This window comes from Kitasatospora xanthocidica (genome assembly GCF_014656195.1).
Lineage (GTDB): Bacteria > Actinomycetota > Actinomycetes > Streptomycetales > Streptomycetaceae > Kitasatospora > Kitasatospora xanthocidica.
Window position 1 is genome coordinate 14,518 of sequence record NZ_BNBY01000017.1, and the last position, 21,283, is coordinate 35,800.

Below are 21,283 nucleotides of genomic sequence, written 5' to 3' on the forward strand. Positions count from 1 at the left end.
CCTCGGGCCGGTCCGCGGAGCGGTGACGAGGTGCGCGTCAGGCCTTCTCGGTGACCCCGGCGGAGTCGAAGGTGGCTACATCGTGCATCGCCCGGGCCGCGCTCTGCACCAGCGGCAGGGCCAGCAGGGCACCGGTGCCCTCGCCGAGCCGCAGGTCCAGGTCGATCAGCGGACGCAGGCCGAGCTTCGCCAGCGCGGCCTGGTGGCCGGGCTCGGCGGAGCGGTGGCCGGCGATGCAGGCGGCCAGCACCTCGGGGGCGATCGCCTTGGCGGCCAGCGCGGCCGAACCGGCGATGACGCCGTCCAGGACCACCGGGGTGCGCAGCGAGGCGGCGCCCAGCAGGAAGCCGGCGATGGCCGCGTGCTCCAGGCCGCCGATGGCCGCGAGGACGCCGATCGGGTCGTTCGGGTCGGGCTGGTGCAGGGCCAGCGCGGCGCGGATGACCTCGATCTTGCGGGCGTGGGTCTCGTCGTCGATGCCGGTGCCGCGGCCGGTGACCTCGGCCGGGTCCAGGCCGGTGAACACCGAGATCAGGGCCGCCGAGGCGGTGGTGTTGGCGATCCCCATGTCGCCGGTGACCAGTGCCTTGTTGCCCGCCGCGACCAGGTCGCGGGCGGTCTCGATGCCGACCTCGATGGCCTTGAGGGCCTCCTCGCGGGTCATCGCCGGGCCCTGGGTCATGTCGGCGGTGCCGGGACGGACCTTGCGCGGCAGCAGACCGGTGGCACGGCCCTGCTGGACGGCGTCGGGCAGCTCGGCGGCCACGCCGACGTCGACCACGCAGACCTCGGTGCCGATCTGCTTGGCGAAGGAGTTGATCACCGCTCCCCCGGCCAGGAAGTTGCCGACCATCTGGGCGGTCACCTCCTGCGGCCACGGGCTGACGCCCTGGGCGTGCACGCCGTGGTCGCCGGCGAAGATCGCCACGCAGGCGGGCTCCGGGATCGGCGGCGGGCACTTGCGGGACAGGCCGCACAGCTGGGCGGAGATGATCTCCAGCATGCCGAGCGAACCGGCCGGCTTGGTCATCCGCTTCTGCCGGTCCCAGGCCTCGCCGAGCGCCTTGGCGTCCAGCGGGCGGATGCCGCGCAGCGTCTCGGCGAGCAGGTCCTGCGGCTCCTCGCCGGGCAGCGCGCGGTTGCCGTACTGCTCCTCGTGGACGACCCAGGCCAGCGGGCGCTTCTTCGCCCAGCCCTGCTGCTCCAGCTCCGGCTCGTCCGGGAAGGAGTCGACGTAGCCGACGCACAGGTAGGCGACGACCTCCAGGTGCTCCGGCAGGCCGAGCTCGCGGACCAGCTGCTCGTCGTCGAAGAAGCTCACCCAGCCGACGCCCAGGCCCTCGGCGCGGGCGGCCAGCCAGAGGTTCTCGACGGCCAGGGCGGCCGAGTACGGGGCCATCTGCGGCTGGGTGTGCCGGCCCAGGGTGTGCCGGCCGCCGCGGGTGCGGTCGGCGGTCACCACGATGTTGACCGGGGTCTCGAGGATGGCCTCGATCTTGATTTCCTTGAACTGCTTGGCCCGGCCCTTGGGCAGCGAGTCCGCGTACGCCTCGCGCTGGCGCTCGGCCAGGGCGTGCATCCGCCTGCGGGTCTTGCCGGAGCGGATCACCACGAAGTCCCAGGGCTGCGAGTAGCCGACGCTGGGCGCGGTGTGGGCGGCCTCCAGGACCCGGATCAGCACCTCGTGCGGGATCGGGTCCGGGCGGAAGCCGTTGCGGACGTCGCGGCGCTCACGGATCACCTGGTGGACGGCCTCGCGGCCGGCCTCGTCGTAACCGGGGGCGGCCGGGCCGCGCGGCTCGGCGGGCTCCTCGGGCTGCGGGTCCTCGGCCACCGGCTGCTCGGCGGCGGGCTGCTCGGCGACCGGCTGGTCGGCGAGCTGCTGCTCGGCCTGCGGCTCGGCCTGCGGCTCGGCCTGGGGCTCCCCGGCGGCGGGGGCCTCAGGGGCCTGCTCGACGGTCTCGACGGTCTCGACGGCCTCGGTGGCCTCGGCGGTGACGGGCTCCGCGGTCTCGGCGGCGGCGTCAGCCGTGCCCTCGGCCGGTGCCTGCTCGGCGGCGGCCTCGGCCGGGACCTCGACGGGCGCGGCCTCCTGCGGCTGCTCGCCCTCCGCGGTCTGCTCCACCACGGCCTGCTCGGCCGCGGCGTTCTCCGCCACGGCGTTCTCCGCGACGGCCTCGGCGGCGGGCTCGGCCTGCTCGGCGGCGGGCTGCGGCTCGCCCTCCGGCAGGACGGCGTCGGTCGGCTGCGCGGCCTCGGCCGCGGGTGCGGCGGCGGCCTCGGCACCCTGCTTGGCGGCTTCGGCCGGGACCTCGGCCTGGGCCTGCTCGGCGACCGGCTCGGCGGCGGCCTCGGCCGGGGTCTCGACGGGCGCGGCCTGCTGCGGCTGCTCGCCCTCGACGGCCTGCTCCACCACGGTGTTCTCCGCGACGGTGTTCTCCGCGACGGCCTGGCCGGACGGCATCTCGCCGGTGCCGGCGGCGGTCTCGGCGACCGGCTCGGCCACGGCCTCCGGCGCGCTCGCGACGGCCTCGGCGGTCTCCGCACCCTGGACGGGCTCGGCGGCGGCCGGAGCGGCCTCGGCGGTCTCGCCGCCCTCGACGGCCTGCGGCGCGTCGGCGGCCGCTATGGGCGCGGGCTGCTGCGGCGCGGCCTCGCCGGCTGCCGGGGCCTGCTCGACAGGCGCGACCTTGGGCAGGCCGTGCGGGGTGGGCGCGGCGAGGAAGGCGGAGATCCGGCGCGGCTGACCGGCCGGAGTGGCGGCCTCGGCCTGCTCGGCGGCACCGTCGGCGACGGCACCCTCGGCGACGGCCTCCTCGACCGCGACGGACTCGACGGCCACGGACTCGACGGCGACCGACTCGACGGCCACCGACTCCACCGCGACGGATCCGACCGCGACCGGCTCGACCGCACCGGGAGCGGCGTGGGCCTCGGCGCCCGGCTGGGCGGCCTCGGCCGGGACCGGCTCGGCGACGACGGCCTGCGCCGCGAAGGCCGAAGCCTCCGCGACGGCCTCGGCGGGCTGGGCGCCCTGGACGGTCTGGGCGGCGTCCGGGGTCTCGACGACCTCGATCACCTCGATCGCGCCGACCGTCTCGATGGCCATGACGGCCTCGACCGGCTGCGAGGCCAGCGGCACCTGCGCCACCTGCTGGACGTCCTGCGGCAGCACCTGCTGACCCTCCGCCACGGGAGCCCCCGGAGCCATCGGAGCCATGGGGCCCGCCGGAGCGGCCGGAGCCGCCGCGGCCTGCGCCATCGGAGCCCCCGCGACCAGCGGAACGACCGGCGCCGCCGGAGCGGCCTGCGGCACGGCAGCCGGAGCCGGGGCGACGGTCTCGGCCATCGGCGGCCGGCCGACGACCGGGATGCCGTGCGCGGGCGTGCCGCCCTGCGACGGCCCGCGGTCGGCCAGCGAGCGGACCGGGACCTGGCCGGTCATCAGCGACGGGTCCGGGATCGGCGGGCCGGCGTGCAGCGGGCGGCGCGGCGGCTGAGCCTGCGTCACCGGCTGCTGTGCCTGCGGCTGCGACGGGAAGGGCTGCTGCTGGAACTGCTCGGCGCCGAGCGCCGGCGGGTCCAGCGGCGGCCAGGAGGGCTCGACCGGCATGCCGTCCTGCTGCGGCGCGAGCGGCGTCTGCTCGACCGGGACGGCCGCCATCGGCTCGCCCCAGGAGCCCTGCGGACCGGGCATCAGCAGCACGTCGTCCTCGTCGTCCAGGCCGTCGGGCTGGTCGAGGAAGTGGAAGGCCGGGCGCTGGGCGCCCTGGTCGACGGCCCACCCCTCGCCGGGGACGGCATAGCCGGGCTGGCCCTGCGGCGGGATGGCGCCGGCGCCCGGGGGCATCCCGCCGGGCACGGCACCGACCGGGGCCGCCGGGTTCGGGATCATTCCGCCGTCCGTCGCGACGCCCTGCAGAGGTGCAACGCCCGCGACGCCCTCCGGTCCGCCGAGCGGGTCGGGCCCGGCGTTCAGGTGCTCCGGCAGTCCCTCGCCCGGGACGTGGCCGCCATCGGTCATTGTCAAAGCTCCTTCCAGGCCGCTGCCGCGCCCTTGGCGACGCGATCACCGATCGCAGCGCCCATCCGCACGGGCCGGGCCTGCACCGACCCGCCCCTCAACCACACGCGGCCGCCGCGCCGAAGCGCTGCGGCCCGAGTCCTTCCGGCGCACTGCGGCACCCCGGCCCGGCACACCGCCCACACGGGGGCGGCGCATCGTCTGAAACAACGACAACCCGGAGCGACCGGCACGACCGCACCGGACCCTACGGCATTCTCCAGGTCCGGCACGAGGCGCGTCGAATTGCCCACACTCCGAGCGGAACGGGGTTGCACCACGTCAAAAAGGTGACAAACCGACCGAATCGGGTGGGTCGCCGACAGCTGCAGCCGCCCAGGACGTCACACTACCGGCCCGGCGCGGTCACCTCTCGAATCATTGTCCGGATGCGACCTGGATCACCGTCGATCACCGTCCCGCCGCGCGCGGCCCCCCGGCCGCACCCGAGGCCTTCACACGATCTGCTCACCCCAGAGCACCAGCGCGCCGGTCCCGTCCGCCCCCAGCGCCAGTCCGCCGCCGTCCCCGGTGGAGCGCAGCGGGGTCGACTGGAGCAGCGCGCCGTCCGCCCGGTAGCCGGCCTCGCCGATCGCCCGGCGGATCTCCTCCGCCTCGGCGAGGGTCCGGGGCAGCGCGACGAACCGCTCCGGCTTGCGGGCCAGTACGGCGCGCACCACGTCCGGTCCGCCGGACTCCACGACCGCCGCGTCCGGCTCCGGCAGGCCGCCGAGCACTTCGGGGCCGCTGCCGTGGACGGCCTCCACCTCGACGCCGTACCGGCGGGCGTTGACGGTCAGCCGGGCGCAGGCCGAGCGGGAGCCCTCGACGGCGACCACGGCGGCGCCGAACCGGGCCGCCTCGACGGCGAGGGCTCCGCTGCCCGCGCCGACCGACCAGACCAGGTCCCCCGGACGTGCACCCAGACGGGCCAGCACCAGGGCGCGTACGTGCGCGGGGAGCGTGTCCGGCGCGCCCGTCTCACCCCCCGTGCGCCCGGCGCCCGCGTAGGCATCGCCGGGGAGCGCCCAGCCGCGCTCCGCGCCGGGGTAGCCGACCGGGCGCCCGGCCAGCCAGCCGGCCGCCTGGTCCACCGGGCCGGCCAGGGCGGAGCCGCCGATCACCAGCACCACGTTGGGGTCGCGCCAGACGTGGTCGGCGATCCGGTCGGAGGTGAGGACGGTGATGTCCTCCTCGGGGGTGCCGAGGGCCTCGCAGACCACGAAGGTCCGGTGCACCCCGCGCAGCATCAGGGCGAGTTCGGCGGGCCCGGCGCCCGGGGCGGTGAGCACCGCGACCTTGGGGTTGGCCCGGCAGATGTTCGCCGCGCGGCGCAGCCGGCCGCCGTGGGCGCTGACCACCTGGGCGTCCTCCCAGGGCATGCCGGCCCGGGCGAAGGCGGTGGCCACGGAGGAGACGGCGGGCAGGACTTCGAGTTCGAGGCCGTACTCGGGGCGGCGCAGGGTGCGCACCACGCCGAAGAAGCCCGGGTCGCCCTCGGCGACCACGACGGCGGCGCCGCGGTGTTCGGCGATCCGGCGGGCGGCCTGCCGGATGTCGCCGAGGGCGATCCGTTCGGCGTCGTCCGGCACCGGGAGGGCGCTCAGTTGGTAGGGGGCTCCGGCCACCAGGGTCGCCGCGGCGAGGGCCGCACCGGCGGCCTCGGTCAGCGGCGTGCCGTCCCACCCGATGACCGTGATCCGGTCAGCCATCTGCGGCCGTTCTCCCTCGACTCGGTGCGCCACGCGGTACGCCACTCAGCACGCCACTCACTTGCGGCGCGGTTCGGCGCGGTGCGGCGCCGGTCAGAGGCTACCGGGTGTGATCGTCCGGGGGTGGACATCTCGTACACATGTCCGTGACGGGCGGGTGGCGGCCCGCCGTCCGGTCGGGCGCCGCCGGGCCTGGCGGGTCAGTCGCGCAGCACGTAGCGGTGCTCGCCGTGCCAGCCGCCCCGGTGCGCTCCGGGCGACTCCAGGTCCTCCGGGAGCAGGCTCCACAGGATGAGGTCGCTGCGGCTCTCCTCCCCGGTCCGGCGGCCGGGAGCCCCCACGAAGGCCTCCCCGGGCTCGCCGCGCACTATCCAGGCGCTGCGCAGCACGCCCTCGCTGATCGCGCCGATCTTCCCGGCGACCTGCTGGGCGGCGGTGTTGCCGGCGGCGGTGCGCATCTCCAGGCGCAGGAAGCCGCGGTCCTCGAACAGCCACTGGGCGACGCCGAGGACGGCCTCCGGGGCGTAGCCCTCGCCGCGCGCCCAGGTGGCGGTGACGTAGGAGATCTCGGTGCTGCGCAGCCGCCAGTCGGTGTTGCGCAGCTCGACCAGGCCGACCAGGCGCTGGGTCAGGTGTTCGGTGACGGCGAAGACGATGCCGCGCCCGGCGGCCCGGTGGGCCGGGGCGTGGGTGCGGACGAGCTCGGCCGCGTAGGCCTCGGTGAAGGGGTGCGGGAGGTCCGTCCAGGCCAGTACGAGGTCATCCGCCATCATCGCGGCCAGGCCGGGGGCGTCGTCCTCCGCAAGGGGACGCAGCAGCAGCCGTTCGGTGCTGATGGCGGTCTCGGGGAAGCTCGCTGCCATGCCGTCTCTCCTCGCCGGGTCGTGAACACAACACCGTACGCCTCCGTCGCACTCCGGGTATCACGCGGTGCGCCGCGCGCACGACGGTACGTCAGAACGCCTTTGCCCGGGGCGTCCCTGGTGCATACTGCCCGACCGGGCCCCCGCCGAGGTGCGGCGGGGGCCCGGTCGGGCGTTGCGGGGGGACGGCGGTGCGACGGCGCCGCGACGGAGGTGCGTCGGATCAGAAGGCCGGGACGACCGAGCCCTGGAAGGTGTCGTTGATGTACTTCTTGACCTCGTCGGAGTGCAGCAGCTCGGCGAGCTTCTTGACCCGCGGGTCGTTCTCCTTGCCCTTCTTGACGGCGAGGATGTTGGCGTACGGGTTGCCCTCGGCCTTCTCCAGCACCAGGGCGTCGGTGGCCGGCTTCAGGCCGGAGTCGAGCGCGTAGTTGCCGTTGATGACGGCGGCGTCGACGTCCGTGATGGAGCGGGGCAGCTGGGCGGCCTCCAGCTCCTTCCACTTGAGGTTCTTCGGGTTGCCCGTCACGTCGGCCGGGGTGGCGGCGGTGCCGGCGCCGTCCTTGAGGGTGATGAGCTTGTTGTCCGCGAGCAGCTTGAGCGCGCGGCCCTCGTTGGTGGCGTCGTTCGGCAGGCCGATGGTGGCACCGTCCGGAAGGTCGGTGATCGACTTGACCTTCTTGGAGTAGACGCCGAGCGGCTCCAGGTGCACCGTCTCGACCGAGACGATGTCGGTGCCACGCTTCTTGTTGAAGTCCTCCAGGTACGGGACGTGCTGGAAGTAGTTGGCGTCGGCCGAACCGTCCTGCACCGCCGTGTTGGGGGTCACGTAGTCGGTGACCTCCTTGATGTCGAGCTTGAGGCCCGCCTTGTCCGCGAGGTTGTCCTTGACGAACTTGAGGATCTGCCCGTGCGGGGTGGGGCTGGCGACGACCTTCAGCGGCGCGTTCGGGTCCGAGGAGGACGAGCCCGAGCTGCTGCAGGCGGCCACGGAGAGGGCGAGGCCGGCGGTGGCGAGGATGCTGGTGAACTTCAGAACGTTGCGCACGAAAAGTGCCTTTCTGCGTGATGCGGGGAGCCGCGTCCAGGGTCGGACGGGGGAGGTCTAGGAGGCGACGGCGGATTCGTCGGCTTCGGGGGTGGCGGCGCGCGGGCGGAGCAGGCGGGTGCGTCCGCCGCCCTGGCCCCGGTTCGCCAGCCGGCGCACGGCGTAGTCGCCGGCCAGCTGGATGATCGTCACGATGATCGCGATCTCCGCCACGATGATCCACATGAAGGCGGTCTCGAAGCGCAGGTAGCCGTAGCGGTAGGCGAGGTCGCCCAGGCCGCCGCCGCCGACCGTGCCGGCCATCGCGGAGTAGCCGATCAGCGCGATGATCGTGGTGGTGACGGAGGCCACGATGCCGGGCAGGGCCTCGGGCACCAGCGTCTTGCGGACGAGCGTCCAGGTGCCGCCGCCCATCGACTGGACGGCCTCGATCAGGCCGCGGTCGACCTCGCGGACGGAGGTCTCGACCAGGCGGGCGAAGAACGGGATCGCGCCGACGGTCAGCGGCACGGTGGCGGCCTGCCAGCCGAGGGAGTTGCCGGTCAGCCACCGAGTGAAGGAGATCAGCGCGATCATCAGGATGATGAACGGCAGCGAGCGCGCGAGGTTCACGATCGCGCCGAGCACCTTGTTCACCGGCTGGTTCTGCAGCGCTCCGCCCTTGGAGGTGAGCACCAGCAGGACGCCGAGGGGCAGCCCGAGGATGACGGTGCAGACGGTCGCGACCCCGACCATCTGGAAGGTCTCCTGGGTGGCGGGCCACATCAGTTCCCACATCTGGTCCCAGGTCATGCCACCGCTCCGTTCGCCGCGCCGATCACGTCCACCTGCAGGCCCTGCTCGCGCAGGTAGCCGATCGGCACCACGTTGTCCTGGTGGCCGCCGGACAGTTCGACCCGCATCCGCCCGACCATCCGGCCGGCGATGGTCTCCACGGCGGCGCCGAGGATGTTGATGTCGATCTGGTAGGTGCGGGCCAGCTGGGAGACGAACGGCTGGGCCGAGGTGTCGCCCTGGAAGGTGATCTCCAGCACGGTGGAGCCGGGGTGTCCGGTGCCGAACTCGCTGAGCGGGAACAGCTCGCGGGCCAGCTCGGAGGCGGGCTCGGCCAGCAGGTCGGTGAGACTGCCGGACTCGACCACCCGCCCGCCGCGCATCAGGGCGGCCGAGTCGCAGACGGACTTGATGACGTCCATCTCGTGGGTGATCAGCAGGACGGTGAGGCCGAGCTGCTGGTTGAGGTCGCGCAGCAGCTTGAGGATCGAGCGGGTGGTCTCCGGGTCGAGCGCCGAGGTGGCCTCGTCGGAGAGCAGCACCTTGGGGTCGCCGGCCAGGGCGCGGGCGATGCCCACGCGCTGCTTCTGGCCACCGGAGAGCTGGTTGGGGTAGCTGCGGGCCTTGTCGCCGAGGCCGACCAGGTCGAGCAGTTCGGCGGCCTTGCGGCGGCGCTGGGTGCGGTCCAGGCCGATGATCTCCAGCGGGAGTTCGACGTTCTGCTGCACCGTCCGCGAGGCGAGCAGGTTGAAGTGCTGGAAGACCATGCCGATCCGCCGGCGGGCCTCGCGCAGCTCCCGTCCCGCGCGGTTCTCGCCACCGGACAGCGCGGTGAGTTCGAGCCCGTCCACGGTGACGGTGCCGGAGGTCGGGCGCTCCAGCATGTTCACGCAGCGGATGAGGGTGGACTTGCCGGCACCGCTGGTGCCGACGACTCCGTAGACCTCGCCCGGGCGGACGTGCAGGTCGACGCCGGCGAGGGCGGTCACCTCGCGGCCTCGGGAGCGGTAGACCTTCGTGAGGTCCGTGGTGGTGATCACAGCGGCTTCCGTGGGTCGGGGGCGGGCGGCGTGGGTCGACCGCCCGACCGGCGTGCGGTCGGCGGCGTCTTACGTCGCTTCGCCAGGGGGATCCGGACCTGCCACCCCTTGATCGTGGCCGCTGGACGGCCGGGCCGCGCGACGGCGTGGCCCTTACGAGTCACCGGTGCCCGCGGGTGGGCGGGCACGGCAGGGGGAGGGGTACGGGATGACGGACGCGCTCGCACGGGCGGGAGCGGCGCCGGAGTCTCGCTTCGGGGCGCGAGGGGAAGGGCACCCGCAGGGGGCGCCGGGGGCGGTGGCCCTCAGCAGTGACACATTCGACGACACATGGCACGCTCACCTGCCGGCATTGTGCCGGTGGGGGTGCAGTTCGTCGTCGCAGTCATGTGAGCCAGTAAAACAGATGGCTCCGGGTACGCCCAATTATTTGACGAGGCTGTCCGCAATGCGGACATGTTCGGCTCTGACCTGCGGAAACACGGCTCGGCGCCGCCACCGTACCGTCCGGATGGTGGCGGCGCCGAGGGGGCGCGGAGCGGCGGGGCTCAGGCCGTCGCGGCGAGCGGCGTGCTGACGGGCTTCTCCAGGTGGACGAAGCTCAGCCGGTTGTTGACCTGCTCGACCCGGGTCTGCCGGTAGCCCTGGCGGGCGTACAGGCGCAGGTTGCCGAGGCTGCGGTGGCCGGTGAACAGGCGGAAGGCGGACACCCGACCGTCCTCGACGAGGCGGCGCTCCAGCGCGTCCAGCAGACGGCCGCCGAGGCCGTGGCGCTGCATCCGCGGGTGGACGACCAGACGCCCTATCCGGCCGACACCGTCGGCGCCGACGTGGCCCCGGACGGTGCCGACCACCTCGTCGCCCAGCCGGGCGACCAGGAAGTGCTGCTCGGTCAGTTCGGCGCGCAGGCTCTCCAGGCTCTGCGTCAGGGGCTCGATCGCCCAGTCGCCGTACAGCTCGGCCTCGGGCTGGTAGCCGAGGTACTGGAGCTTGAGGATCTGCTCCGCGTCCTCGGCCGCCGCGGCCGAGATGATCACGCTCATGCCCATGTGGAGGGGCCTCCCCAGTCGTCGTGCCCGGCGCGCAGAGGGTGGCGCGCTCACGCTCAGTATCCGAGTGATCGCGGCACCGTCAAGAGCTGCGTTCGCCAGCGCTCTACCCGGGTGTCAGCTCCCCTCAACCTTCGCGGGGCCGGACGTGGCGAGGGTCACGCCCGTTCGGGGAGGGGCCGGGGCGCCCGGTCGGGCGGCGCGGACGGGCCCGGCGGGAGCCGCCCCCGGGCCTCACGGGTACCGCTCCGCGTGGAGCAGCGTACGCAGGCAGGCGAGGCAGCGGGAGCGGGTGGGGCCGATGGAGCCGCGGGGCATGCCGAGGCGCTCGGAGAGCTCGCGGTAGGTCGGCGGCGGGTCCTCGGCCAGGGCGGCGACCAGCTGCGGGCAGCGGCCGGGCAGCGCGGCGACGGTCTCGCGGACCACCCGGCGGCGGCGTTCGGCGAGGTAGACGTCCTCGGCGGAGGGGACGGGGGGAAGGGTTGTGCACACACCGTGCATGACGCCCGGGGGCGGGGCCGGTTACGCCCGGGCCGGGGCGCGGACGCCGGAGGGGCGCGCCGGTCGGACCGCCGCGCCCCTCCTCCCCCGGCCCCGGGTCAGGCCCGGATCCACTCCTGCTGTCGCGCCAGGTCCGCCTTCACCTCGGCGAGCTGGACCGCGACGGCGGACGGGGCGGTGCCGCCGCGCCCGTCACGGGAGGCGATGGCGCCGTGCACACTGAGCACCGAGCGCACCTCCGGCGTCAGGTGCTCGGAGATCGCGGCGAACTGCTCGTCCGTCAGGTCGGACAGCTCGATGCCCTCGGCCTCGCAGACCTTGACGCAGGCGCCGGCCACCTCGTGCGCGACCCGGAACGGCACGCCCTGCTTGACCAGCCACTCGGCGATGTCGGTCGCGAGCGAGAAGCCGGCCGGGGCGAGCTCCTCCAGCCGCTCCCGGTGCACGGTGAGGGTGGCCATCATCCCGGTGAACGCGGGCAGCAGCACCTCCAGCGTGTCGCAGGAGTCGAACACCGGCTCCTTGTCCTCCTGGAGGTCCCGGTTGTAGGCCAACGGCAGCGCCTTGAGGGTGGCCAGCAGGCCGGTCAGGTTGCCGATCAGGCGGCCGGACTTGCCGCGGGCGAGCTCGGCGATGTCCGGGTTCTTCTTCTGCGGCATGATCGAGGAGCCGGTGGAGAAGGCGTCGTGCAGCGTGATGAAGCCGAACTCCTTGGTGTTCCAGATGATCACCTCCTCCGCGATCCGGGAGAGGTTGATCCCGATCATCGCGGTCACGAAGGCGAACTCGGCGACGAAGTCGCGCGAGGCCGTGCCGTCGATGGAGTTGCCGACCGAGCCGCCCTCGAAGCCGAGGTCGGCGGCGACGGCCTGCGGGTCGAGGCCGAGCGAGGAGCCGGCCAGCGCCCCGGAGCCGTACGGCGAGACGGCGGTGCGGGCGTCCCACTGGCGCAGCCGCTCGGCGTCCCGGCCGAGGGCCTGCACGTGCGCGAGGACGTGGTGGGCGAAGAGCACGGGCTGGGCGTGCTGGAGGTGGGTGCGGCCCGGCATGGCGGTGTCCGGGTGCGCCTCGGCGAGGCCGACCAGGGCCTGCTGGAGGTCGAGCAGCAGGCCGCCGATGGTCTTCGCGTGGTCCCGCAGGTACATCCGGAACAGGGTGGCGATCTGGTCGTTGCGCGAGCGCCCGGCCCGCAGCTTGCCGCCGAGCTCGGCGCCGAGGCGCTCCAGCAGGCCGCGCTCCAGGGCGGTGTGGACGTCCTCGTCGGCGACGGTGCCGGTGAAGGTGCCCGCCTCGACGTCGGCGAGCAGCCGGTCGAGGCCGCCCAGCATGCCGGCCAGCTCCTCGTCGGAGAGCAGGCCGGCCTTGTGCAGGACCCGGGCGTGGGCCTTGGAGCCGGCGATGTCGTACGGCGCGAGGCGCCAGTCGAAGTGGACCGAGGCGGAGAGCCTGGCCAGCGCCTCGGACGGGCCGTCGGCGAAGCGGGCGCCCCAGAGGCGGACGTCGGAGGACTGCTGGGCGGTCATCGCGGGGCTCCTTCATGCCTGTACAGCGGACGGCATAAGTATGCACGATGGCGTATGAAACACAAAACCCCGGCCGACGGGGTCCGTCGGCCGGGGTCGTGGGTGTCCGGACGCTACTGCGCCTTCGCCTGGGCGAGTTGCATGAGGTGGTCGGCGAGCGCCTGGCCGCCGGCCGGGTCGCGGCTGATCAGCAGCACGGTGTCGTCACCGGCGATGGTGCCGATGATCTCGAACACCTCCGCCTGGTCGATCGCCGAGGCCAGGAACTGGGCGGCGCCCGGCGGGGTGCGCAGCACCACCAGGTTGCCGGAGGCCGTCGCGGAGACCATCAGCTCGCCGGCCAGCCGGGCCATCCGGCCCTCGCTGGCCGACTCCCCCATCGGCGCGCGCGGCGTGCGGTCGCCGCCCTCTGCGGGGACGGCGTAGATCAGCGCGCCGTCCCGGTTGCGGATCTTGACCGCGCCCAGCTCGTCCAGGTCCCGGGAGAGGGTGGCCTGGGTGACCACGAGTCCGTCGTCGGCGAGCAGCTTGGCGAGCTGGCTCTGCGAACGCACGGGCTGGCGGGTGAGCAGGTCCACGATCCGCCGGTGGCGCGCGGTGCGGGTCTGCGGGACCTGCGGCGTCGGGCCGGCGGCGGACGGGCCGGAGTGGGAAGCGGTCATGTGATTATTCTCCCGGACGACGGTCAACTCGCATCGGCCGGGGCGTTCTCCCGCACCGTCCGGAGGATGCCCGGCAGCGCCGCGAGGAAGGCGTCCGCCTCCTGCTCGGTCAGGACCAGCGGCGGGGCCAGCCGTACGGCGTCCGGGACGGCCGCGTTGACCAGGAAGCCGGCCTCCTGCGCGACGGCCTGGATCCGGGCCGCGACCGGCTCGGTGAGCACGATGCCGAGCAGCAGGCCGGCCCCGCGCACGTGCGAGACCAGCGGGTCGCCGATCGCCTCGACGCCGTGCCGCAGCCGCTCGCCCAGCTTGCGGACGTGCTCCAGCAGGCCCTCGGACTCGATGGTGTCCAGCACCGCGAGCCCGGCCGCGGCGGCCACCGGGTTGCCGCCGAAGGTGGTGCCGTGCTGGCCCGGGGTGAGCAGGTCGGCGGCCGGCCCGAAGGCGAGGGTCGCACCCATCGGCAGGCCGCCGCCGAGCGCCTTGGCCAGCGTGACGACGTCCGGCTCGACGCCCTCGAAGGCCTGGTGGGCGTACCAGTGGCCGGTGCGGCCGACACCGGTCTGGATCTCGTCCAGGACGAGCAGGGTGCCGGTGGCCCGGGTGATCTCGCGCGCCGCCCTGAGGTAGCCGTCCGGCAGCGGGATCGCGCCGTTCTCGCCCTGGATCGGCTCCAGGAAGACGGCGGCGGTCTCGGTGGTGACGGCCGCCCGCAGCGCCTCCACGTCACCGAAGGGGACGTGGGTGACGTCGCCCGGCAGCGGGCGGAACGGGTCCTGCTTGGCGGGCTGGCCGGTGAGCGCGAGGGCGCCCATGGTCCGGCCGTGGAAGGCGCCCTGGAGGGCGACCAGGTGGGTGCGGCCGGTCCGCCGGCTGATCTTGAAGGCGGCCTCGTTGGCCTCGGCGCCCGAGTTGCAGAAGAACACCCGGCCGCCCGGCCGGCCGTCCAGCTCCAGCAGCCGCTCGGCGAGCGCGACGGTCGGCTCGGCCATGAACAGGTTGGAGACGTGGCCGAGGGTGGCGATCTGCCGGCCGACCGCCTCGACGACGGCCGGGTGGGCCGTACCGAGGGCGTTCACGGCGATGCCGCCGAGCAGGTCGGTGTACTCCTTGCCGTCCGCGTCCCACAGCTTGCTGCCCGCACCGCGCACCAGCGGGATCCGGGGGGTGCCGTAGTTGTCGGTGAAGGTGTGCTGCCACCGCTCGGTGAGCTGCTCGTTGTGCGTCATGCCAGTCCCCCGGTCACGGTCGGCTCGTCGTCCGGCACGACCATCGTGCCGATGCCCTCGTCGGTGAAGATCTCCAGCAGCAGGCTGTGCGGCACCCGGCCGTCCAGGACGCGGGCGGTGCCCACCCCCGAGCGGACGGCGCGCAGGCAGCCCTCCATCTTGGGGAGCATGCCGCTGGCCAGGCCCGGCAGCAGCTCATCCAGCTCGCTCGCGTTGAGCTGGCTGATCACGTCGTCGGAGTTCGGCCAGTCCTTGTAGAGGCCCTCGACGTCGGTGAGGACGACGAGCATCTCGGCGCCGAGCGCGACCGCCAGGGCGGCGGCGGCCGTGTCGGCGTTGATGTTGTAGACGTGGCCGTCCGCGCCCCGGGCGATCGAGGAGATGACCGGGATCCGGCCGTCCCCGATCAGCGCCTTCACCGCGCCGGCCTCGATGTTGACGATGTCGCCGACCAGGCCGATGTCCACCTGCTCGCCGTCCACCACCGCGTAGCGCTTGACCGCCGTCATGGTGTGCGCGTCCTCGCCGGTCATGCCGACGGCGAACGGGCCGTGCGAGTTGAGCAGGCCGACCAGCTCGCGCTGCACCTGGCCGGCCAGCACCATCCGGACCACGTCCATGGTCTCGGGGGTGGTGACCCGCAGGCCGTTGGTGAAGCTGGACTCCAGGCCGAGCTTCTCCAGCTGGGCGCTGATCTGCGGGCCGCCGCCGTGCACCACGACGGGGTGCAGACCGGCGTACCGCAGGAACACGACGTCCTGGGCGAACGCCGCCTTCAGCTCCTCGTCCACCATGGCGTTGCCGCCGAACTTGATCACGACGGTCTTGCCGTGGAAGCGCTCCAGCCACGGCAGTGCCTCGATCAGCGTCATGGCCTTGGGCAACGCGGTGTTGTTGCGGGCCTGTTCGCCCTTGGGTGCGATCTGCACGGGTATCCCTCGTCGATGGGGGTCCCCCCGGCCGGAGGTTGGCGGAGGATGTCGCGGATCAGGTGGCGCCGGTCGCGTGTCGCTGGTCGCGGGTCGCCGGTCAGGCGTCGCGGCTCACGTGGAGTAGGCGCTGTTCTCGTGGACGTAGTCGGCGGTGAGGTCGTTGGTCCAGAGCGAGGCGCTCGCGCCGCCGGCGTTCAGGTCGGCGGTGACGACGACCTCGCGGCCCTTCATGTCCACCAGGTCGCGGTCCTCGCCGACGCCGCCGTCCTTGCAGACCCAGACGCCGTTGATGGCGACGTCCAGCCGGTCCGGGTCGAAGGCGGCGGAGGTGGTGCCGATCGCGGCCAGCACCCGGCCCCAGTTGGGGTCCTCGCCGTGGATGGCGCACTTGAGCAGGTTGTTGCGGCTGATCGTCCGGGCGACCTCGACCGCCTCGTCCTCGGTGGCGGCACCGGTGACGTCGATCCGGATGTCCTTGCTCGCGCCCTCGGCGTCGCCGATCAGCTGGCGGGCCAGGTCGGCGCTGACCGCGCGGACGGCCTCGGCGAACTCGGCCTCGTCCGGGGTCACTCCGGTGGCGCCGGAGGCGAGCAGCAGCACGGTGTCGTTGGTCGACATGCAGCCGTCGGAGTCGATCCGGTCGAAGGTGGTGCGGGTGGCGCCGCGCAGGGCGGCGTCCAGGCCGGCGCTGTCGACGGCGGCGTCGGTGGTGAGCACGACCAGCATGGTGGCGAGGCTCGGGGCGAGCATGCCCGCGCCCTTCGCCATGCCGCCGACCGTCCAGCCGGCCGGGCTGGTGACCTGAGCGGTCTTGTGCACGGTGTCGGTGGTCTTGATGGCGACCGCGGCGGCCTCGCCACCGGTCGCGCTGAGCTCCCCGGCGGCCAGGGTGACGCCGGGCAGCAGGATGTCCATCGGCAGCCGGACGCCGATCAGGCCGGTGGAGGCGACGGCGACCTCGCCCGCATTGAGCCCCAGGTCGGCGGCGACCTTCTCCGCGGTGGCGTGGGTGTCCTGGAAGCCGAGCGGGCCGGTGCAGGCGTTGGCGCCACCGGAGTTGAGGACGACGGCGGAGACCTGGCCGCCCTTGAGGACCTGCTCGGACCAGAGCACCGGCGCCGCCTTGACCCGGTTGGCGGTGAAGACGCCGGCCGCGGCGAGCGAGGGGCCGTCGTTGACCACCAGGGCGAGGTCCGGGGTGCCGGAGGCCTTGATGCCGGCCGTCACCCCGGCGGCGCGGAAGCCCTTGGCCGCCGTCACGCCCACGTTGCCAGCAGTACTCACGGTGCGACTCCGTTCACGGGGAGGCCGAGCTCCTCGGGCAGGCCGAGGGCGATGTTCATGCTCTGCACCGCGCCACCGGCGGTGCCCTTGACCAGGTTGTCGATCGCGCTGATCGCGATGATCCGCCCGGCGGTGGCGTCCAGGGCGACCTGGACCAGGGCGGTGTTGGCGCCGTAGACGCTGCTGGTCTGCGGCCACTGCCCCTCGGGCAGCAGGTGGACGAAGGCCTCGCCCGCGAACGCCTCGGCGTAGGCGGCGCGCAGGCCCTCGGCGGTCACGCCGGGCTTGGCCTTGGCCGAGCAGGTGGCGAGGATGCCGCGCGGCATCGGGACCAGGGTGGGGGTGAAGGAGACGGTGACCGGCTCACCGGCGAGCGGGCTGAGGTTCTGCGCCATCTCCGGGGTGTGCCGGTGGACGCCGCCGACGCCGTACGGGCTGACGCTGCCCATCACCTCGCTGCCCAGCAGGTGCGGCTTGGCGGCCTTGCCGGCCCCGGAGGTGCCGGAGGCGGCGACCACCACGGCCTCCGGCTCGGCGAGCCCGGCCGCGTACGCGGGGAACAGCGCCAGCGAGACGGCCGTCGGGTAGCAGCCGGGTACGGCGATCCGGTTGCTGCCCTTCAACGCGGCGCGGTGGCCGGGGAGTTCGGGTAGGCCGTAGGGCCAGGTGCCGGCGTGCGCGGAGCCGTAGAACTGCTCCCAGTCGGCGGCGGCCCTGAGCCGGAAGTCGGCGCCGCAGTCCACCACCAGGACGTTCGGGCCGAGGGCCTCGGCGACGGCGGCGGACTGGCCGTGCGGCAGCGCCAGGAACACCACGTCGTGGTCGGCCAGCACCTCGGGGGTGGTGGGTTCGAGCACGCGGTCGGCGAGCGGGATCAGGTGCGGCTGCAGCGCGCCCAGTCTGGTGCCCGCGTTCGAGCCGCCGGTCAGCGCCCCGATCTCCACCTCAGGGTGGCCGAGCAGCAGACGCAGCACCTCGCCGCCCGCGTACCCACTGGCGCCGGCGACGGCGACTCGCAATGCCATGGCGTTCCTCCTAGGTCTTGGCATGAATATACGCGTGGAGGAAAATCCATGCAAGGAGTCTCTGCCGGAGCACCGCCGGACGGCCACCCGCCGGCGGTGTCAGGGCCGCTCCCGGATCAGCGCTTGACCGCCCGCAGCACCACGAACTTGGGGTTGCCCGCGACGAGTTGGCAGTTGCCGAAGAGCCGGCGCAGCTTGACGTGGTAGCCGAGATGACGGTTGCCGACCACCCAGAGTTCACCGCCGGGCCTCAGCGCCCGCTTGGCGCCGGTGAACATCCGCCACGCGGTGGCGTCGGTGGTGGCCTGGTGGGAGTGGAACGGCGGGTTGTTGAGCACCAGGTCCACCGAGCCGGGGGCGACCACGTCCGCCGCGAGCGCGTCGGCGGTCAGGAACTCGGCCGGGGCCTCCGGGCCCAGATTGGTGCGGAAGGTCTCCTCCGCGGAGGCCACCGCCTGGTGCGACTCGTCCACGAAGACCAGCTCCGCGCCGGGCCCGGCCAGCGCCGCCGCCGTACCGACCACGCCGTTGCCGCAGCCGAGGTCCACCACCCGGGCCCCCAGGGCGGGGACGGGCAGGTGGGCGAGGAGGAAGCGGGTGCCGATGTCGAGCCGCTCGGCGCAGAAGGTGCCGGCGTGGTTGACCACCGTACGGCCGGCGGCGGGGCCGATGTCCGGGGGCAGCGCGTAGCGGTGCGGCCACGGGTTGGGGCCCGGATCGAGCGCCGGGTCGGGGGTGCAGAGGATCAGCCGGGCCTTGCGGACGGCGAGCGAGGTGCGGGTCGGGCCGAGGATCCGCTCGAAGAGCTGGAGGGTGGAGGTGTGGATCTCGGCGACCATGCCGGCGCCGACCACCACGGTGCCGGGGTGGATCGCGGGGGCGAGCCGGTGCAGCTGGTCCTCCAGCAGGGCCAGGCTCTTGGGGACGCGCACCAGCAGCACGTCGATCCGGTCCGGCGGGGTGTCCCGGGTGGTGAGCAGCAGGCCCTCGTCGACGGCGGCGCCGGCCCGGGCCAGGTTCGCGCGGGTGGCCTGCCGGCCGAGGTGCGAGTCGGAGATCTGGACCGGGCGGTGCTCGGCCAGCGCGGTGGTCAGCGCGCCCCAGCGGTCGCCGAGGACGGCGATCCGGCGGCCGGACAGCTCGGTCGCGGCACCGGCCGCGCTGTCCGCCTCGCCCGCCAGGTGGCGCAGCAGGTACTCGTCGGCGGCGTCCCAGGCCCGCAGCCGCTCGCGCGGGTCCTCGGGGAAGCGGGTGAGGTCGAGGGTGCCCCACGGGCTGGTCAGCGGGGTGGCCTGCGGGGTCGCGGCGGGCGTGGTCTGGGGATTCATCGTGTTCTCAGGCTATCGGACGGCCGGCGGGGAACAGTTTTGGATGAGTGCCGCCGGACGGATACTGGAAGAGCCCGACCGAGAGGGGTGAGGGCGATGGACTGGAAGCTCGAAGTCGTCGTGGTCCCGGTGTCCGACGTGGACCGCGCGAAGCTCTTCTACGAGGAGCAGGCAGGCTTCACGGTCGACCACGACACCCGCCTGCGGGACGGGGTCCGGGTGGTCCAGCTGACTCCCCCGGGCTCGCCCTGCTCGATCGTGGTGGGCCGGGGGATCATCGACTCCCCGCCCGGCTCGGTCAAGGGCCTCCAGCTGGTGGTGGCCGACATCGAGAAGGCGCACGCCGAACTGCTGGCGCGGGGCGTCCAGGTCAGCCCGGTCCAGCACTTCGTCGCCGGGTCCCGGGTGAACGGACACGGCGAGCCGTGGAACAACTTCGTGTTCTTCAACGACCCGGACGGCAACGGCTGGGCGGTCCAGGAGGCGCCGTCGGCCGCGTAGGGCTCCCGACGGAGGCTGCCTGGGTCGACCCGCTCGGGCAGACCGGCTCGGGCAGACCGCTTGGGTAGGCTCCGGGGATGGCTGAACACGAGGGAAGCGTGCGGGTGGACAGCTGGATCTGGTCGGTCCGGCTGGTCAAGACCCGGGCACTGGCGGCGGCCGCCTGCCGGGCCGGGCACGTCCGGGTGAACGGCGAACGGGCCAAGCCGGCCCAGGCGCTGAAGCCCGGGGACGAGGTACGGGTCCGCGAGGAGAACCACGAGCGGGTCGTGGTGGTGCGGAAGCTGATCCGCAAGCGCGTCGGCGCCGAGGCCGCGGCGGAGTGCCTGGTCGACAACAGCCCGCCGCGGCCGCCGCGCGAGTTCGTCGCGGCGGCCGGACAGCGGGAGCGCGGGGCCGGGCGCCCCACCAAGCGGGAGCGCCGCGAGTTCGACCAGCTGCGCGGCCACTGAGGGCACCGCGACGCCGCCGGGGCCCGGGACGCCCCGGACGCTAGGCGGCGGTGGCGGAGGTGTCGGTGAGCACCCGGCCGAGGAAGGCGTCCAGGTTGGCCCTCGTCCGGGCGATCTGGTCCTCCAGCGGCAACGACTCGTCGGGCCGGGTGACCAGGGTGGACTTCTTCAGCCCGCGGACGTAGAGCGAGCAGGCGAGGTCGGCGCAGATGTACGTCCCGACCGTGTTGCCCTCGCGCCCGGCCGCCCCGGCCCGGCGGGCGGCGAGCAGCGCGACGCCGGTGCCGGCGTGCGCGGTGATGCAGAGCGAGCAGACGTTGGTCTTGGTCAGGCTGCGCCGGACCGTCGGCACCCGCAGCGTGACGCCGACCGGCTCGCCGCCGTACGACGCCACCAGGTACGCCCGGTCGGGCGCGCCCTGGTCCCGCCAGCCGAGGAAGTCCAGGCTCTCCCAGGGCAGTTCGGCCAGACCCCGGGGCAGGTTGAGCCGACGGGCCTCGCCCTTGGAGCAGTTGACGAAGGACGCGCGGATCTCGTTCTCACTCAGGGGTTCCATGCGCCGGAAGCTAACACCGGCCCGCCCGCCCTGTCGCGTCAATTTCTCCCGGTTCGTACGGGGTACCCGGCCTGGACGCCGAGCCGCCGCGGGGCGTCCTCACCGATCCGGGTGAGCAGGTCGTCCAGGGCGAGGAAGGCCTCCCAGCGCTCCCGGCCGGTGGCGGCGGCGAGCCGGTCCACCACCCGGTCCTCCAGGTCCGGGACGCGCTTGTTCTTCCAGGCCTTGTCGGCCAGGCTGACCAGCAGTTCCTCGACGGTGACACCGGGTCCGGCCCAGCTCGCGTGGCTGCGGGCGAAGCGGGCGAGCCGCTCCGGGACCCCGTGGGCCAGCAGCAGGGCGTGGCCGGCGGCCTCGTGCGCGGAGCCGGGCGCCGAGAGCTCCTCGGTGTGGATCGTCTTGCCGATGTCATGGGTGGCGGCGCCGTACCGGACGGCCTCGCGGTCGAACTCCAGGCCCTCGCCGGCGCAGAAGTCGGCGATCAGCTCGGCGACCTCGTGCACCAGCGCGAGGTGGGCGACCAGTCGGGGCGGGGCGTCGACGGCGCGCAGCAGGTCGGCGACGCCGGGGGGCAGCGGCGGCAGGGTGGTGGTCACGCCGCAGGCTACCCCGGGCGGGTGAGGCGTTGTCAGTGGCGGTGCGTAGGTTGGGCTGACCCGGTCCCGGCGTAGGAGGGAGGCGCCGGGGCCGGGGTCGAGCGGGCCGCTAGGGCTCGTCTTCGAGCCCCCGTCGTCCGCCCGC

Annotated in this window: 19 protein-coding genes; 2 read left to right on the forward strand and 17 right to left on the reverse strand. The window is 74.0% G+C overall.

Annotated features, from left to right (window positions below; all coding sequences use genetic code 11):
• Positions 1-37: 37 nt before the first annotated feature.
• From cobT to IE332_RS25980, 15 genes are all read right to left on the reverse strand, one after another.
• Complete coding sequence (cobT, locus tag IE332_RS25910) at positions 38-4,024, reverse strand: nicotinate-nucleotide--dimethylbenzimidazole phosphoribosyltransferase (RefSeq protein ID WP_189920786.1); 3,987 nt, start codon at positions 4,022-4,024, stop codon at positions 38-40.
• Positions 4,025-4,518: 494 nt separating this feature from the next.
• Positions 4,519-5,775, reverse strand: a complete 1,257-nt coding sequence (gene cbiE / locus IE332_RS25915; RefSeq protein WP_189920788.1) for a precorrin-6y C5,15-methyltransferase (decarboxylating) subunit CbiE — start codon at positions 5,773-5,775, stop codon at positions 4,519-4,521.
• A gap of 200 nt (positions 5,776-5,975) precedes the next feature.
• A complete protein-coding gene (locus IE332_RS25920; protein WP_189920790.1) occupies positions 5,976-6,638 on the reverse strand; it encodes a GNAT family N-acetyltransferase in 663 nt (220 codons plus the stop codon).
• Between the two features lie 223 nt (positions 6,639-6,861).
• Positions 6,862-7,686 carry a MetQ/NlpA family ABC transporter substrate-binding protein gene (locus tag IE332_RS25925; protein WP_189920792.1) on the reverse strand — a complete coding sequence of 275 codons (825 nt, stop codon included), beginning with the start codon at positions 7,684-7,686 and terminating at the stop codon, positions 6,862-6,864.
• A gap of 57 nt (positions 7,687-7,743) precedes the next feature.
• Complete coding sequence (locus tag IE332_RS25930; RefSeq protein WP_189920794.1) at positions 7,744-8,478, reverse strand: methionine ABC transporter permease; 735 nt, start codon at positions 8,476-8,478, stop codon at positions 7,744-7,746.
• Positions 8,475-9,500, reverse strand: coding sequence for a methionine ABC transporter ATP-binding protein (locus tag IE332_RS25935; protein ID WP_189920801.1), 1,026 nt, complete (start codon positions 9,498-9,500; stop codon positions 8,475-8,477). The genes IE332_RS25930 and IE332_RS25935 overlap by 4 nt, the downstream gene beginning before the upstream one ends.
• Positions 9,501-10,048: 548 nt before the next feature.
• Complete coding sequence (locus IE332_RS25940; RefSeq protein ID WP_189920803.1) at positions 10,049-10,549, reverse strand: GNAT family N-acetyltransferase; 501 nt, start codon at positions 10,547-10,549, stop codon at positions 10,049-10,051.
• Between the two features lie 234 nt (positions 10,550-10,783).
• Positions 10,784-11,041, reverse strand: a complete 258-nt coding sequence (locus IE332_RS25945) for an RNA polymerase sigma factor (protein ID WP_189920805.1) — start codon at positions 11,039-11,041, stop codon at positions 10,784-10,786.
• A 107-nt stretch (positions 11,042-11,148) separates the two neighbouring features.
• Positions 11,149-12,573, reverse strand: coding sequence for an argininosuccinate lyase (gene argH, locus IE332_RS25950; protein WP_189920807.1), 1,425 nt, complete (start codon positions 12,571-12,573; stop codon positions 11,149-11,151).
• A gap of 113 nt (positions 12,574-12,686) precedes the next feature.
• Positions 12,687-13,235 carry an arginine repressor gene (locus IE332_RS25955; RefSeq protein ID WP_049652068.1) on the reverse strand — a complete coding sequence of 183 codons (549 nt, stop codon included), beginning with the start codon at positions 13,233-13,235 and terminating at the stop codon, positions 12,687-12,689.
• A 23-nt stretch (positions 13,236-13,258) separates the two neighbouring features.
• Entirely contained in the window at positions 13,259-14,464 is a 1,206-nt protein-coding gene (locus IE332_RS25960) for an acetylornithine transaminase (RefSeq protein WP_189920809.1), read from the reverse strand.
• On the reverse strand, positions 14,461-15,336 hold the full coding sequence (gene argB, locus IE332_RS25965; protein WP_189921070.1) for an acetylglutamate kinase: 876 nt from the start codon (positions 15,334-15,336) through the stop codon (positions 14,461-14,463). Before argB ends, IE332_RS25960 begins: the two co-directional genes overlap by 4 nt.
• A gap of 171 nt (positions 15,337-15,507) precedes the next feature.
• Entirely contained in the window at positions 15,508-16,662 is a 1,155-nt protein-coding gene (gene argJ / locus IE332_RS25970) for a bifunctional glutamate N-acetyltransferase/amino-acid acetyltransferase ArgJ (RefSeq protein WP_189921072.1), read from the reverse strand.
• A 14-nt stretch (positions 16,663-16,676) separates the two neighbouring features.
• Entirely contained in the window at positions 16,677-17,705 is a 1,029-nt protein-coding gene (gene argC / locus IE332_RS25975; RefSeq protein WP_189920811.1) for an N-acetyl-gamma-glutamyl-phosphate reductase, read from the reverse strand.
• A gap of 116 nt (positions 17,706-17,821) precedes the next feature.
• Positions 17,822-18,988, reverse strand: coding sequence for a methyltransferase (locus tag IE332_RS25980; protein ID WP_189921074.1), 1,167 nt, complete (start codon positions 18,986-18,988; stop codon positions 17,822-17,824).
• 141 nt (positions 18,989-19,129) lie between these two features.
• Between IE332_RS25980 and IE332_RS25985 the strand changes: the two genes are divergently transcribed.
• The gene (locus IE332_RS25985) at positions 19,130-19,534 is read left to right on the forward strand and encodes a VOC family protein (protein ID WP_189920813.1); all 405 of its coding nucleotides are present in this window, start codon (positions 19,130-19,132) and stop codon (positions 19,532-19,534) included.
• 77 nt (positions 19,535-19,611) lie between these two features.
• The gene (locus tag IE332_RS25990; RefSeq protein WP_189920815.1) at positions 19,612-19,986 is read left to right on the forward strand and encodes an RNA-binding S4 domain-containing protein; all 375 of its coding nucleotides are present in this window, start codon (positions 19,612-19,614) and stop codon (positions 19,984-19,986) included.
• Positions 19,987-20,026: 40 nt separating this feature from the next.
• Here the strand turns inward: IE332_RS25990 and IE332_RS25995 are convergent, their stop codons facing one another.
• Both IE332_RS25995 and IE332_RS26000 read right to left on the reverse strand, forming a co-directional pair.
• Complete coding sequence (locus tag IE332_RS25995) at positions 20,027-20,542, reverse strand: FBP domain-containing protein (RefSeq protein ID WP_189920818.1); 516 nt, start codon at positions 20,540-20,542, stop codon at positions 20,027-20,029.
• A gap of 38 nt (positions 20,543-20,580) precedes the next feature.
• Positions 20,581-21,138 (reverse strand): HDIG domain-containing metalloprotein, encoded by a 558-nt coding sequence (locus IE332_RS26000; protein WP_229928910.1) that lies wholly within the window; start codon positions 21,136-21,138, stop codon positions 20,581-20,583.
• Between the last annotated feature and the right edge of the window lie 145 nt (positions 21,139-21,283).

Excerpts from the sequence above, each read along its gene's own strand:
- argC (WP_189920811.1), bottom strand. The coding sequence starts at position 17,705 with ATGGCATTGCGAGTCGCCGTCGCCGGCGCCAGTGGGTACGCGGGCGGC.
- argH (WP_189920807.1), bottom strand. The coding sequence starts at position 12,573 with ATGACCGCCCAGCAGTCCTCCGACGTCCGCCTCTGGGGCGCCCGCTTC.
- argB (WP_189921070.1), bottom strand. The coding sequence starts at position 15,336 with ATGACGCTGATCGAGGCACTGCCGTGGCTGGAGCGCTTCCACGGCAAG.
- IE332_RS25955 (WP_049652068.1), bottom strand. The coding sequence starts at position 13,235 with ATGACCGCTTCCCACTCCGGCCCGTCCGCCGCCGGCCCGACGCCGCAG.
- IE332_RS25920 (WP_189920790.1), bottom strand. The coding sequence starts at position 6,638 with ATGGCAGCGAGCTTCCCCGAGACCGCCATCAGCACCGAACGGCTGCTG.
- IE332_RS25930 (WP_189920794.1), bottom strand. The coding sequence starts at position 8,478 with ATGACCTGGGACCAGATGTGGGAACTGATGTGGCCCGCCACCCAGGAG.
- IE332_RS25985 (WP_189920813.1), top strand. The coding sequence starts at position 19,130 with ATGGACTGGAAGCTCGAAGTCGTCGTGGTCCCGGTGTCCGACGTGGAC.
- IE332_RS25940 (WP_189920803.1), bottom strand. The coding sequence starts at position 10,549 with ATGGGCATGAGCGTGATCATCTCGGCCGCGGCGGCCGAGGACGCGGAG.
- cbiE (WP_189920788.1), bottom strand. The coding sequence starts at position 5,775 with ATGGCTGACCGGATCACGGTCATCGGGTGGGACGGCACGCCGCTGACC.
- IE332_RS25995 (WP_189920818.1), bottom strand. The coding sequence starts at position 20,542 with ATGGAACCCCTGAGTGAGAACGAGATCCGCGCGTCCTTCGTCAACTGC.
- IE332_RS25990 (WP_189920815.1), top strand. The coding sequence starts at position 19,612 with ATGGCTGAACACGAGGGAAGCGTGCGGGTGGACAGCTGGATCTGGTCG.
- IE332_RS25960 (WP_189920809.1), bottom strand. The coding sequence starts at position 14,464 with ATGACGCACAACGAGCAGCTCACCGAGCGGTGGCAGCACACCTTCACC.
- cobT (WP_189920786.1), bottom strand. The coding sequence starts at position 4,024 with ATGACCGATGGCGGCCACGTCCCGGGCGAGGGACTGCCGGAGCACCTG.